This is a genomic window from Paenibacillus sp. FSL K6-2393 (genome assembly GCF_038002545.1).
Lineage (GTDB): Bacteria > Bacillota > Bacilli > Paenibacillales > Paenibacillaceae > Paenibacillus.
This window is the reverse complement of sequence record NZ_JBBOCU010000002.1, coordinates 663087-676623: the sequence shown is the minus strand read 5'-3', so window position 1 is coordinate 676623 and position 13537 is coordinate 663087. Positions and strand designations below refer to the sequence as shown.

Annotated in this window: 10 protein-coding genes and 3 rRNA genes; 1 reads left to right on the top strand and 12 read right to left on the bottom strand. The window is 47.2% G+C overall.

The window, feature by feature from the left end:
* Positions 1–144: 144 nt before the first annotated feature.
* The 8 genes from MHI14_RS30220 to MHI14_RS30185 form a co-directional block, all read right to left on the bottom strand.
* On the bottom strand, positions 145–456 hold the full coding sequence (locus MHI14_RS30220) for an ArsR/SmtB family transcription factor (RefSeq protein WP_036668255.1): 312 nt from the start codon (positions 454–456) through the stop codon (positions 145–147).
* Between the two features lie 113 nt (positions 457–569).
* Complete coding sequence (locus MHI14_RS30215; RefSeq protein WP_339312026.1) at positions 570–1151, bottom strand: NAD(P)H-dependent oxidoreductase; 582 nt, start codon at positions 1149–1151, stop codon at positions 570–572.
* Positions 1152–1317: 166 nt separating this feature from the next.
* Positions 1318–1761: a MarR family winged helix-turn-helix transcriptional regulator gene (locus MHI14_RS30210; RefSeq protein ID WP_308737808.1), complete on the bottom strand. Its 444-nt coding sequence runs from the start codon at positions 1759–1761 to the stop codon at positions 1318–1320.
* 161 nt (positions 1762–1922) lie between these two features.
* Positions 1923–2600, bottom strand: coding sequence for an NAD(P)H-dependent oxidoreductase (locus MHI14_RS30205; RefSeq protein ID WP_249913872.1), 678 nt, complete (start codon positions 2598–2600; stop codon positions 1923–1925).
* Between the two features lie 216 nt (positions 2601–2816).
* Positions 2817–3275 carry a DUF523 domain-containing protein gene (locus MHI14_RS30200; RefSeq protein WP_341131958.1) on the bottom strand — a complete coding sequence of 153 codons (459 nt, stop codon included), beginning with the start codon at positions 3273–3275 and terminating at the stop codon, positions 2817–2819.
* 58 nt (positions 3276–3333) lie between these two features.
* Positions 3334–4611, bottom strand: coding sequence for a hypothetical protein (locus MHI14_RS30195; protein WP_341131957.1), 1278 nt, complete (start codon positions 4609–4611; stop codon positions 3334–3336).
* Positions 4608–5186, bottom strand: a complete 579-nt coding sequence (locus MHI14_RS30190) for an RNA polymerase sigma factor (protein ID WP_341131956.1) — start codon at positions 5184–5186, stop codon at positions 4608–4610. Before MHI14_RS30190 ends, MHI14_RS30195 begins: the two co-directional genes overlap by 4 nt.
* 229 nt (positions 5187–5415) lie before the next feature.
* Complete coding sequence (locus tag MHI14_RS30185) at positions 5416–6150, bottom strand: class I SAM-dependent methyltransferase (RefSeq protein WP_211085696.1); 735 nt, start codon at positions 6148–6150, stop codon at positions 5416–5418.
* Between the two features lie 162 nt (positions 6151–6312).
* Here MHI14_RS30185 and MHI14_RS30180 point away from each other — a divergent pair, with 162 nt between their 5' ends.
* On the top strand, positions 6313–7668 hold the full coding sequence (locus MHI14_RS30180; protein ID WP_341131955.1) for an MATE family efflux transporter: 1356 nt from the start codon (positions 6313–6315) through the stop codon (positions 7666–7668).
* A 160-nt stretch (positions 7669–7828) separates the two neighbouring features.
* Here MHI14_RS30180 and MHI14_RS30175 read toward each other — a convergent pair whose 3' ends face one another.
* From MHI14_RS30175 to MHI14_RS30160, 4 genes are all read right to left on the bottom strand, one after another.
* Entirely contained in the window at positions 7829–8182 is a 354-nt protein-coding gene (locus MHI14_RS30175; RefSeq protein ID WP_249913878.1) for a FlxA-like family protein, read from the bottom strand.
* A gap of 286 nt (positions 8183–8468) precedes the next feature.
* Positions 8469–8585: ribosomal RNA gene (gene rrf, locus MHI14_RS30170) — 5S ribosomal RNA — on the bottom strand.
* Positions 8586–8660: 75 nt separating this feature from the next.
* Positions 8661–11588: ribosomal RNA gene (locus MHI14_RS30165) — 23S ribosomal RNA — on the bottom strand.
* 313 nt (positions 11589–11901) lie between these two features.
* Positions 11902–13454: ribosomal RNA gene (locus MHI14_RS30160) — 16S ribosomal RNA — on the bottom strand.
* Together the 16S, 23S and 5S rRNA genes form the textbook arrangement of a ribosomal RNA operon.
* Positions 13455–13537: the final 83 nt, after the last annotated feature.

The window sequence follows — 13537 nt, the reverse complement described above, 5'->3', positions numbered from 1 at the left end:
TCGATGATTATATTTTTGTATATCCAGATATATAGATTAATTAAATCACAACTGGATATGGTGATTTGATGATAAACTAGCCGTTTACATCCGGACGGAATCCCTGCCTACATGTGCATCCTAGCTTCCGTTCCGGCATCCGGCTTATAACTCGTTCTGCACGTATTCAGCAAACTGACGGATTGTCTCCTCGTTGCGCCGATAATACGTCCATTGTCCTCTTCGCTCGGAGAGCAGCAACCCTGCCTTGAGCATGGTCAGCAGATAACTGGAGATAACCGACTGAGCCAGTCCAGCCTTCACTTGAATCGTGCCAACACAGATTCCGTTCTTGCCACCATCCGGATGCTGAGATAGTTCCAGCGGTGGAAAGTGTTGCTCCGGGTTTTTGAGCCACAACAGGATTTGTCTACGTGTCTCGTTCGATAATGCTTTAAATATAAGTATAGGTTCCATGGGTACGATTATACCCCCTTTCATCCATTTTGCAAACACATGAACAAACAAACCGACTCATGATCGAGTCGGTCTGGTATCATATGGAATCCTATAGGGAAACAACATCTATATTAGAATTTGGTTGTAACCGTTTGTTTAACCTGATCCAACATGGCTTGATATGCGGGTGCATCCAGGTATCCAATACTTCCAAAGAGCAGATGATCTACGGCTTCAATGCCTACAAAATCGAAGATACCTACGTCTGAAGTTAATTTCAGTCCAGCAGTCATGCCAATTTGATCATAAATTTCACTTGGTGTACCATGTGTGTTGATGATGAGGCCTTTTTTGCCTGTCAGCAATTTCTCGATTCCCGCTTCACCTGCTGCATACGCAAAACCATAGGCGAATACACGGTCAACATATCCTTTGATAATGGCAGGAAGACCTGTCCACCAGATCGGATAGATGAATGTAATGGCTTCTGCATCTGTAACAAACTGTTGCTCTGTAGCGATATCCTGTGGTGTCTGTCCTGCACGCATAGAAGCTGTGTCAGCTTCAGTCAGTACGGGTTGGAATCCAAGCTTGTACAAGTCACGAACGACTACTTCATGGCCTTGAGCTTCGAGAGCTTCTACAGCAGTATTGAGGATTGCGTTATTCAAGCTGTCTGTGTGTGGGTGAGCATATACGATAAGATGTTTCATAGTGTGAATCCCTCCAGGTTTGGTTTGAGTTAGGTTGCGAAAATGGGTTACATTGATACGTTCCCGCATACATAGATATCTATGTATATGGGCAAAAAAATATTTTGGCTCCTCTGCCTCCACCCCAGTCAAATCTGGAAGGGTTGCAGACAGAAGAGTTCATTCATTATAACTTTCGGACAATAATGGACAGCAAGCTCTCCAATTGCTCCGACTGTTCATCGGACAGGCCACTATAGATGATGTCATTAATCTGCTCTGATACCTGATGGAAGATCGGTTCGAGTCGCTTCCCCTGTTCGGTTAGGCGAATCATCGTCACTCGGCTATCTTCGGCACTCTTGCTACGTTCAACATAGCCAAGCTTCTCAAGCTTGTTGACCAGTACCGTTACCGTTGGTTGCGTGCGTTGAACACGTTCAGCCAACATCTTGATCGACAGCGTCTCTTCCCGGTACAAGAACATTAATACATCCCCATGAGAAGGAACAATCCCTGTTACCTCATGCTGTTCCAATTCGTGTACAATCCGTTTGTTGACATGGTCCCTGATTCTTGCAATCAGTGCAATTGCGTTATATTTTGGCATGACCTCATTATACATAGACATCTATGTAATTTCAAGTTCTTTTTTATAAAAAAGAAAAACAGCCCTTTCCATCCTTCTAACATATGGAAAATATCGGGCTGTTCCGATACTACTTTGATCCTGATCTATAATGTTAGATCTTAGCTAATTGTTTTTGAATTCAAGTTGAATCCATGCTGAATTCAGTTAATCCATTGCGTGATTTTCTCAACGGATTGTCGGGACTTCTCACGTTGGGGCTCCTCTACCCGATAACCGAAGGCTGCCATCATAGAGACGCCCCATGCGCCATTTTCCAGCAAGCCCTCTTCTTCCATAATACGGTGGACGTCCTCACGGCTGAAACCTTCGATTGGACAAGAATCAATCTCGATCTGAGCTGCCGCCGTCATCATGTTGCCGAGTGCAATATACGTCTGTTTGGATGCCCAGTCAAATAATGATCGTGGATTATCCAGAATTTTCTGGTTATTTTGGAACTTTCCATAAGCCTCACTTGTTAGCTCAAATACGTTATTTGGCATTCCCTTTGTTTCCTTCAACATGTACTCCGCATAAGGAGAATTATAACTGGCATCTGATCGGGCCAAAATAACAACAAAATGGCTTGCTGTAGCCAATTGCTTTTGAGCGCCGGAAGAGACTTCGGACAGACGCTTACGCAGGTTTGGATTTTGTACAATCAGAAACTTCCACGGTTCAAGACCAATGGAACTTGGAGATAATCTGCCTGTTTCCAATATAAATTGGAAATCCTCATCCGAGATTTTGCGGGTATCATCAAATATCTTTGTTGCATGCCGGAAATGATAAGCTTTTAAGATGTCTTCCTTTGTCTTTGACTTTGCTGTAACTTCCATGAAACTCCACGTCCTTTTTATAGATTTTTTATGTTGAATCATCAGTCTCTAGTTTTTGATTTACTTAAGTATTAGTTTAGAATCTATATCCGAAAATGAAAAGTACGCACATTATTGTTTCTCAGTTTCTAAAAGTAAGTATTGTATCCTAACAAGGAAAATAGCCGCTGCAGGACATAAATCTTCTCCTAGACGGCATAATCTCACACATGAAGTTTACAATTGCTCCATCCATTCATTTTCAGAAATGACGGTATATCCTTCTTGCCTCAACAATGCTGAGGTGACACCTTCTCCAGTTACCTTGTGGTTGGCAAAATTCCCATCATAGATCATCTGTGTACCACAGGACGGACTAAACTCCTTCAGTACCACACACGATACATTCAATTTTTTGGCCCATTCGAGCGTCTGATAGGCTCCCTTGATATATAGGTCTGTGACATCCTTGCCACTTTTCTCGATCACTTTTGCAGTGCCTGCCAGTACGTCCTTGCCCGTGCCACCGATAATTTCAGCCGGTTCCCGTGGAGTGGAGAATCCACCAAGCAGCTCCGGACACACCATCTTGGCCTGCTCCTGCTCCACCAGCTCCTGAATTTTCTCATCCAGGCTCGCTGTTCCATTGTAACGGCAAGCTACCCCCGCCAGACATGAACTCACCAAATATTTCATCGTTATCTCCTTATACCCATTCCATCTATGAAGTAAATTGTAACATATAAGATCAGCCCTATAACTCGCCTCTGGTGATCATCGTAATTTTTACATCTTCATTGTAGCGAACCCGTATCACATCTTTCGGCGACTCTAGTTCAAATACGGCAATCCCCGGATTATCAGCTTCCCTATGAAGACTGTATCCATCGAGGTTGACGTTGAATACTTCTTTAATCATCGGCCCTACTTCGTCCCTAAGGAAAGATTCCTTCACATCATAAATCTTCTGATGGTACGCCTCTACTTCATCCCAATTGGCAAAATCATCTCGATAAGAATTCTCCCCAATAATAGAGTAAACCTTAGTTTCTTCTCCTACAGTCATTTGAACCAAGTAATGATCATTGAAACTAAGATTAATTATATCTCTCCCAATTTCATCATCTTTGGAACGACTTACCCCCCTAAGTTTTAGAGATGTTTCACCGAATACTGCATTAACGGCATCCTCCGCATCCGCCAGCGCTGCCTGAGATACCTGATCAGGTCTAAGGTCGCCTGTGATCGAGACAGCCTTGTCCTGCTGCCATACAATCTCCCCATAACCAGTCTCATTCTCTAACGCTAATGTCGTATGCGATATTGGCTCCGACTCCCCTTGCTTCATACTCACAAAACGTTGGACTGATGCGGGTTTAAGCGTTGGATTACTGCCTATACTTTGCAAAAGCGATGGAACTTGACGCAGATAACGTTGTTCCAGCTCGCTTGGCTGCATCTCACATCTCATCTGTACTTCACGCAGATTTCCTGTTGTCGCATCGAGCCATATCTGCGCATACTCCTTCTCAATTTCATTTCCAGCCTCTACATATATTCTGCCGGACACAGGCAGGTCTTCCACTTTCTTAATCTTCAGCTGTTTACCCAGATCATCTCGCATCGTAGTAGCAACATTTCTTTTCATTTTGTCGGTTAGCAGATTTGTGTTCAAACCATCGGATAACTGTAACGCTGCTGTCGGATAGACCTGCTCGATCACGGGTTTTACCAGCTGTCCATCATCCCAGATCCATAGGAACAATCCAGCAGCAATAACCAACGAACCCATGCCGGCAACAAGAGGCCCTCTTTTACGGCGGCGCTTGTGTGACACGTTGCCTACTTGCGGTCTAAACGGCCTAAATGACCTGGAACTGTCCTCTGATCTATCTCCCTTGCTTCCCTCTTCCGACTTCTTAATCCACTCCACCTGTTGAAGCACCTTCCGCTTGTGATCCTCTGTAAAAGGAGACGACGCAAACGGTCCCTTCCGGATTTCCTTTTCCCATTGCTCATCCTTCTGTGTCATTTGCATCGTTCCTCCCATTGTTTCCGTACCTTATCCTTACCTCGGGATAGTCTGGATTTTACTGTGCCTAAGCTGATTTTCAACATCTCAGCAATCTCACTCGTCGTAAGCTCATATTTCAGATTCAACAAAAGAATCTCCCGGAACTTCTTCGGCAACGCCAGAACAATATCCCAGATTTCATGGATATGCTCCTTACGCATCACTTCCATCTCCGCCGAAGGATGTGCAGGCTGCTCTGCAATCATGACTCTTTGGTTCGAATCCCCATGCTCTGTCTCAATGGGTAACGTCTCTCCCCACAGACTGCTACGAAAAAATCTGGATTTTCGATATGTAAAAGTGGTGTTCCTAGTAATCGTCAACAGCCATGTTTTCAGTGAGCACTCACCGCGATATTGGGCGATCCCCGAGTATGCCCGAATAAATACCTCCTGTGACAATTCATCTGCCTGTTCGGCACTTTTGGTCAGAAAATAAGCGTAATTCCACACATCGTTTCCGTAGTCATCCATCATGCTGCTAAGTTTGTAATTGTCTATGGTCTGAGCCTGTGCCAGTAATTGATCATCCAACTGTTGTTCACCTCACTTAATATGACTGAGTCTAATGTGATTTAGTTCCCTGTTTTGGACATTATTTCTTATTATTGTAGCAAAATAAAAAAACAGCATGTTCAACATCGCTGAACACGCTGATTCCTTCAAGTTCACTTAGTTAGTGATCTCTATCAGAAGCTTTTAAGCGAACGCTCCACTCCCTCAGTTTCTTTCTGCCCTCTAGTCTAACGTATCATTTTCATCGTTATACTTTCACCGCAGCAATCATCAGAAACATCGGTCTCCGATTCTCGTCTCGCATGCCAGGAACCTGTTCAATCATCTCCGGTGATGGTTTGGATTCAGCCACCTTCTGAATAGCAAACCCCGCCTTAATAAGTTCATTAAGATGCGTTGCCAGTGTGCGATGATATTTGACCACATCCTGATTCAAAAAGTTCGCCACACGTTTCCCTTCATCGTGGTAATCATCCACGGGCCAATGCAGAATCTCACCTGTGGGTCCGTAATGCCAATCCTGCGCAGCACGAGCAGTGAAGATGGGATGTTCGGAAGATAGTACAAATGTGCCCCCTTCTACGAGACAATCATTGATCTTAGCATACACCGTGTCTAACCTTTCAATATAATGCAAAGCAAGTGAACTGATCACAACATCAAATTGTCCCGGTGCAAAATCAATATCTTCAATCGCCAGCTGCTTGTACTGGATCTGCGGGTCGTCCGTCATTTCACGAGCACGCTGAAGCATATTTTCAGACAAATCTACACCGATCACTGAACTCGCTTGCTGCTCTCGCGCATACCGGCAGTGCCACCCAAAACCACATCCCAAATCCAGCACACGCTTGTCCTTCAAATCAGGCAAAAGAGTCTGCAGTTCATGCCACTCCCCGGCTGCATCCAGCCCTTGAACGGAACGAGCCATCTTACTATAGTTGTCGAAAAACTCAGCTTCATCGTATTTATTTTGTTTCATCAAGAGATTCCTCCCGCCTTATAAATATCCACCTACTCTACCACATAAACGATATTTAAACGCAAAAGTTGCCAAGAGAATTCAAGCCGTGTTATCATACAGAACGAACGTTCAGTATTATTTAATACAGAATGAACATTCAGTTTACTAACGGAGGTCATTATGAATACGAAATGGACGCATCCACTGGAAGGGCAATCTGTAGGTAAAGCTTTTATAAGTTACCTTGTGCCTTCCGTATTGGGGATGCTGGTAGTTGCTTTTAATTTTATTATCGACGGCATTATGGTTGGACACAAACTGGGCTCTACCGCGATGGCCGGGATCGGCATTGCCTCTCCTGTCTACACGCTTTTTGTTGCCATGTCACTGTGGATTGGTATGGGCGGGGCAACCTTGTACTCCAACGCGATGGGTAGAAAAGATATCACATCAGCCAAACAAATTTTCACCAAATCTATTATGCTCATTATGTTAGTTACGATAGCCATTGGATATACTGCATTTACGTTCAAAGACAAGCTGGTATACTCCCTCGGTGCTAACGCCGAGACCTTCCCGTTTGCTTCGGACTACATGAATATCATGTTATTGTTCGGATTTGTCTTCACCATTGAGAATGCACTCTCTGTCTTTGTACGAAACGATGGGAATCCCAACACATCCATGTACGCTCAGATTACCTTTGCTGTGGCCAATATCATTATTAACTATGTAACATTGTATGTACTCGAATGGGGTGTACGTGGTGTAGCCATCGGTACAATCGTATCGGCGTCTCTTGCGCTGCTTGTCCTATTCACTCACTTTTTCAAAAAAACAAATAATCTCACGTTTACCCGGTTCAAATGGAACAACAAACTGCTGGCTTCCCTTCTACTCATTGGTTTCCCCAGCTTTCTGGCTGAACTTGGCATGTCGGTCTTCTCTGTCTCCCATAATATCTCCATGGACCGCATTGCGGGCACGGATGGCGTAGCATCCTTTACCGTGTTGAACTATATTCATGGTGTGGTACTGTTAGCGTTCCTTGGTCTGGCATCCGCTGCCCAACCTCTGATAAGTTATTATCACGGTGCCAATCAGATTAAACGGGTACAACAAACGATACGTTTAGCGACTAAAACAGCTCTGGCATGCGGTCTATTATTACTGATTGTTGTTCAAATCGGTGCACCTTATTTCGTGCAAATCTTTGGAAACTTCAGTAGTGGCGTAACGGATAATGCCATTTACGGATTACGTATATTTACATTTGCCTATGTCTTTATGGGTGTTAACTTTGTCATGAGCACTTATTTCCAATCTGTAGGTAATGCCAAAATGGCCATCTGGATTACAGCTGCGCGTGAAATGATTATCATGATAGCGTTGATTGCAGTCCTGCCTTCATTCTTTGGTGTCACGGGTGTGTGGCTTGCCGTACCGCTGTCCGAAATGCTGGTTCTTGCAACCATAGCCCTGTACTATAGAAAACGATCCCTTACGGATCGAATACACGCGTTGCAGTCTGAATAACGGTAACAGATAATATAGCGGCATCAGATAGAAGATACATGATACGAAGGTAGCATGTAGGTAGACCTCATCAATAATTTAACAGACAAATAAACAAAGCCCTGCACGATTAATATAGATCGGTCAGGGCTTTGTTTTATCCTACATTAGATGTAAGCAACTAGATACGTATATCAAATCGGCCATTACTATCTGTTGTTGCATTAGCAATTTCCTTAGGGGTAGCTACGCCCTTTCCATTGGATGGAGGTTGGGCAGGTGGTGCCTCCTTCGTACCAGTTGTACCGGATCCTTGAGAGCTTTGCTGTGCAATCTGTGCCTCAATCTGCTTGATCTGCTGCTCAAGCTGTTTGGTCTTTGTCTCCTTCGTCTTCTCATCGTCCTTGCTAGACTGCACTTTCTCCAGTTGTGCTTCGAGCTTCGTCTTTTGTTTCTCCAAGCTACTTGAATTGTCGGAGCTCGAAGATGTCGATATGTATGATGTAGTGGAGCTGGCTGTAGAAGATATATTCATTATGGTTCTCCTCCTCTTTACTTGGCTTCACTATACCCTATTCCATTGAAACGTACGTTAAATTCAACTGAAAGGTTGCTGAAGGAGCTAAGAAACAGAAGTTGATCATTTTTATTGGAAGTATGTATATCAGCATTAATCCGTAGTCCAATTATTAATACTGAGAGTCTTCACATATAAATGATTATATTGATGCTGTCTTATCTATATAGTTAGTTTGTTTCTCAGCAGAAAAATAGTAACAAAAAAAGACATACTCGATATCATCAAGTGTGTCTTCCTTGTTGCTTGGCGGCGTCCTACTCTCCCAGGACCCTGCGGTCCAAGTACCATCGGCGCTAGAGGGCTTAACGGTCGTGTTCGGGATGGGTACGTGTGGAACCCCTCCGCCATCGCCACCAAACGCGTAGCTTACATTTCAGAGTGTTGTTCTCTGAAAACTAGATTCGAAACGAAACATGCGATTTAGAACTTGCTATTGGATAAGCCCTCGACCGATTAGTACTGGTCAGCTCCATGCATTGCTGCACTTCCACCCCCAGCCTATCTACCTCGTCGTCTTCAAGGGGTCTTACATACTGGGAAATCTCATCTTGAGGGGGGCTTCACGCTTAGATGCTTTCAGCGTTTATCCCGTCCGTACATAGCTACCCAGCGGTGCTCCTGGCGGAACAACTGGTACACCAGCGGTACGTCCATCCCGGTCCTCTCGTACTAAGGACAGCTCCTCTCAAATTTCCTACGCCCACGACAGATAGGGACCGAACTGTCTCACGACGTTCTGAACCCAGCTCGCGTACCGCTTTAATGGGCGAACAGCCCAACCCTTGGGACCTACTTCAGCCCCAGGATGCGATGAGCCGACATCGAGGTGCCAAACCTCCCCGTCGATGTGGACTCTTGGGGGAGATAAGCCTGTTATCCCCAGGGTAGCTTTTATCCGTTGAGCGATGGCCCTTCCATGCGGTACCACCGGATCACTAAGCCCGACTTTCGTCCCTGCTCGACTTGTAGGTCTCGCAGTCAAGCTCCCTTATGCCTTTGCACTCTTCGAATGATTTCCAACCATTCTGAGGGAACCTTTGGGCGCCTCCGTTACTCTTTAGGAGGCGACCGCCCCAGTCAAACTGCCCACCTGACACTGTCCCCGCACCGGATTACGGTACCAGGTTAGAACCTAGATACGATCAGGGTGGTATCCCAACGTTGCCTCCACGCAAGCTGGCGCTCACGTTTCAAAGGCTCCCACCTATCCTGTACAGATCGTACCCAAATTCAATATCAAGCTGCAGTAAAGCTCCATGGGGTCTTTCCGTCTTGTCGCGGGTAACCTGCATCTTCACAGGTATTAAAATTTCACCGGATCTCTCGTTGAGACAGCGCCCAAGTCGTTACGCCATTCGTGCGGGTCAGAATTTACCTGACAAGGAATTTCGCTACCTTAGGACCGTTATAGTTACGGCCGCCGTTTACTGGGGCTTCGGTTCACAGCTTCGGGATTGCTCCCTAACCACTCCCCTTAACCTTCCAGCACCGGGCAGGCGTCAGCCCGTATACTTCGCCTTACGGCTTCGCACAGACCTGTGTTTTTGCTAAACAGTCGCTTGGGCCTTTTCACTGCGGCCCCCTCGTGCTATTCACACTACCGGGGCACCCCTTCTCCCGAAGTTACGGGGTCATTTTGCCGAGTTCCTTAACGAGAGTTCTTCCGCGCGCCTTAGAATACTCTTCTCGCCTACCTGTGTCGGTTTGCGGTACGGGCACCATCACCTGGCTAGAGGCTTTTCTTGGCAGTGTGAGATCATGACCTTCGCTACTACAATTTTCGCTCCCCATCACAGCTCAGCCTTACAATGTGCGGATTTGCCTACACATCAGCCTTACTGCTTAGACGGACATCCATCAGTCCGCGTCACTACCCTACTGCGTCCCCCCATTGCTCATAACGGCTTACGGTGGTACAGGAATTTCGACCTGTTGTCCTTCGACTACGCCTTTCGGCCTCGCCTTAGGTCCCGACTTACCCTGAGCGGACGAGCCTTCCTCAGGAACCCTTAGGCTTTCGGCGGATCAGATTCTCACTGATCTTTTCGTTACTCATACCGGCATTCTCACTTGTATAATGTCCAGCGCTCCTTACGGTACACCTTCAACCCTTATACAACGCTCCCCTACCCCTGATGCAAAGCATCAAGCCATAGCTTCGGTGGTGTGTTTAGCCCCGTTACATTTTCGGCGCAGAGTCACTCGACCAGTGAGCTATTACGCACTCTTTCAATGGTGGCTGCTTCTAAGCCAACATCCTGGTTGTCTGTGCAACTCCACATCCTTTCCCACTTAACACACACTTGGGGACCTTAGCTGATGGTCTGGGCTGTTTCCCTTTTGACAATGGATCTTAGCACTCACTGTCTGACTCCCGGAAGTAAGTCTATGGCATTCGGAGTTTGACTGAGCTTGGTAACCCTTGCGGGCCCCGCACCCAATCAGTGCTCTACCTCCACGACTCTGTTTTCCGAGGCTAGCCCTAAAGCTATTTCGGGGAGAACCAGCTATCTCCGAGTTCGATTGGAATTTCTCCGCTACCCCCACCTCATCCCCGCATTTTTCAACATGCGTGGGTTCGGGCCTCCAGTGCGTGTTACCGCACCTTCACCCTGGACAGGGGTAGATCACCCGGTTTCGGGTCTACGTCCACGTACTAAGTCGCCCTATTCAGACTCGCTTTCGCTGCGGCTCCGGCTCTTCACCTTAACCTTGCACGGGAACGTAACTCGCCGGTTCATTCTACAAAAGGCACGCCATCACCCCTAAAACGGGCTCTGACTTTTTGTAAGCACACGGTTTCAGGTTCTATTTCACTCCCCTTCCGGGGTGCTTTTCACCTTTCCCTCACGGTACTGCTTCACTATCGGTCGCTAGGAAGTATTTAGCCTTGGCAGATGGTCCTGCCGGATTCATACGGGGTTTCACGTGCCCCGCACTACTCGGGATCCGTCTCGGAGGGAACAGACTTTCAACTACAGGGCTTTTACCTTCTTTGGCGGGCCTTTCCAGACCTCTTCGCTTAACCGGTTCCTTTGTAACTCCATGTGAGACGTCCCACAACCCCAAAGAGCAAGCTCTCTGGTTTGGGCTTCTCCGCGTTCGCTCGCCGCTACTGACGGAATCACTATTGTTTTCTCTTCCTCAGGGTACTTAGATGTTTCAGTTCCCCTGGTATGCCTCTACATAACCTATGTATTCAGTTATGAGTAACTGGAAATTACCCCAGCTGGGTTTCCCCATTCGGACACCCCCGGATCAAAGCTTGCTTACAGCTCCCCGAGGCAGTTTCGTTGTTCGCCACGTCCTTCATCGGCTCCTAGCGCCTAGGCATCCTCCGTGTGCTCTTAGTAGCTTAACCTCGTGCTCCGGTTTCGACTGCTCGCTTCCCTTGTTTTGCTTGCGCAAAGCCAAAAGTCGCTCCCACTCGATACCATCGTACGTGCAATCTACCTTATAAAAACACTTCACTTGTTTACACAAGATCAGCTTAAAGGAATGTTCTAATTCGCGTTTGTTTCGTTTCGATATCTAGTTTTCAAAGAACAAGCTCCATGCAAAAGCAAGCTGTTTGAGAGTTTGAGCTCTCAAAACTGAGCAACGAGTGAGTAACTAGCCGACCTGGCTAGATTTTATATTTGAATGTTTCCGTTGCAGGAAACGATTCTCCATAGAAAGGAGGTGATCCAGCCGCACCTTCCGATACGGCTACCTTGTTACGACTTCACCCCAATCATCTATCCCACCTTCGGCGGCTGGCTCCTTGCGGTTACCCCACCGACTTCGGGTGTTATAAACTCTCGTGGTGTGACGGGCGGTGTGTACAAGACCCGGGAACGTATTCACCGCGGCATGCTGATCCGCGATTACTAGCAATTCCGACTTCATGCAGGCGAGTTGCAGCCTGCAATCCGAACTGAGACCGGCTTTGTTGGGATTGGCTCCATCTCGCGATTTCGCAGCCCGTTGTACCGGCCATTGTAGTACGTGTGTAGCCCAGGTCATAAGGGGCATGATGATTTGACGTCATCCCCACCTTCCTCCGGTTTGTCACCGGCAGTCTATCTAGAGTGCCCACCCGAAGTGCTGGCAACTAAATATAAGGGTTGCGCTCGTTGCGGGACTTAACCCAACATCTCACGACACGAGCTGACGACAACCATGCACCACCTGTCTCCTCTGTCCCGAAGGAAAGGTACATCTCTGTACCGGTCAGAGGGATGTCAAGACCTGGTAAGGTTCTTCGCGTTGCTTCGAATTAAACCACATACTCCACTGCTTGTGCGGGTCCCCGTCAATTCCTTTGAGTTTCAGTCTTGCGACCGTACTCCCCAGGCGGAGTGCTTAATGTGTTAACTTCGGCACCAAGGGTATCGAAACCCCTAACACCTAGCACTCATCGTTTACGGCGTGGACTACCAGGGTATCTAATCCTGTTTGCTCCCCACGCTTTCGCGCCTCAGCGTCAGTTACAGCCCAGAGAGTCGCCTTCGCCACTGGTGTTCCTCCACATATCTACGCATTTCACCGCTACACGTGGAATTCCACTCTCCTCTTCTGCACTCAAGTCACCCAGTTTCCAGTGCGATCCGGGGTTGAGCCCCGGGATTAAACACCAGACTTAAATGACCGCCTGCGCGCGCTTTACGCCCAATAATTCCGGACAACGCTTGCCCCCTACGTATTACCGCGGCTGCTGGCACGTAGTTAGCCGGGGCTTTCTTCTCAGGTACCGTCACCTTGAGAGCAGTTACTCTCCCAAGCGTTCTTCCCTGGCAACAGAGCTTTACGATCCGAAAACCTTCATCACTCACGCGGCATTGCTCCGTCAGGCTTTCGCCCATTGCGGAAGATTCCCTACTGCTGCCTCCCGTAGGAGTCTGGGCCGTGTCTCAGTCCCAGTGTGGCCGATCACCCTCTCAGGTCGGCTACGCATCGTCGCCTTGGTGAGCCGTTACCCCACCAACTAGCTAATGCGCCGCAGGCCCATCCCCAAGTGACAGATTGCTCCGTCTTTCCAGTTTCCTTCAGGCGAAGAAAACAACTATTCGGTATTAGCTACCGTTTCCGGTAGTTGTCCCAAACTTGAGGGCAGGTTGCCTACGTGTTACTCACCCGTCCGCCGCTAACCATCAGAGAAGCAAGCTTCTCTTCAAGTCCGCTCGACTTGCATGTATTAGGCATGCCGCCAGCGTTCGTCCTGAGCCAGGATCAAACTCTCCAATAAAGTATTGAAAAGAGCGATAAGCTCATTTTGAATCTGACGAGATTAAAAATCTCATTTGTGCTCCAGTCGATTCAAGCCAAGGC

Excerpts from the sequence above, each read along its gene's own strand:
- MHI14_RS30175 (WP_249913878.1), bottom strand. The coding sequence starts at position 8,182 with ATGAATATATCTTCTACAGCCAGCTCCACTACATCATACATATCGACA.
- MHI14_RS30205 (WP_249913872.1), bottom strand. The coding sequence starts at position 2,600 with ATGGAAGTTACAGCAAAGTCAAAGACAAAGGAAGACATCTTAAAAGCT.
- MHI14_RS30185 (WP_211085696.1), bottom strand. The coding sequence starts at position 6,150 with ATGAAACAAAATAAATACGATGAAGCTGAGTTTTTCGACAACTATAGT.
- MHI14_RS30220 (WP_036668255.1), bottom strand. The coding sequence starts at position 456 with ATGGAACCTATACTTATATTTAAAGCATTATCGAACGAGACACGTAGA.
- MHI14_RS30210 (WP_308737808.1), bottom strand. The coding sequence starts at position 1,761 with ATGTCTATGTATAATGAGGTCATGCCAAAATATAACGCAATTGCACTG.
- MHI14_RS30200 (WP_341131958.1), bottom strand. The coding sequence starts at position 3,275 with ATGAAATATTTGGTGAGTTCATGTCTGGCGGGGGTAGCTTGCCGTTAC.
- MHI14_RS30195 (WP_341131957.1), bottom strand. The coding sequence starts at position 4,611 with ATGACACAGAAGGATGAGCAATGGGAAAAGGAAATCCGGAAGGGACCG.
- MHI14_RS30180 (WP_341131955.1), top strand. The coding sequence starts at position 6,313 with ATGAATACGAAATGGACGCATCCACTGGAAGGGCAATCTGTAGGTAAA.
- MHI14_RS30215 (WP_339312026.1), bottom strand. The coding sequence starts at position 1,151 with ATGAAACATCTTATCGTATATGCTCACCCACACACAGACAGCTTGAAT.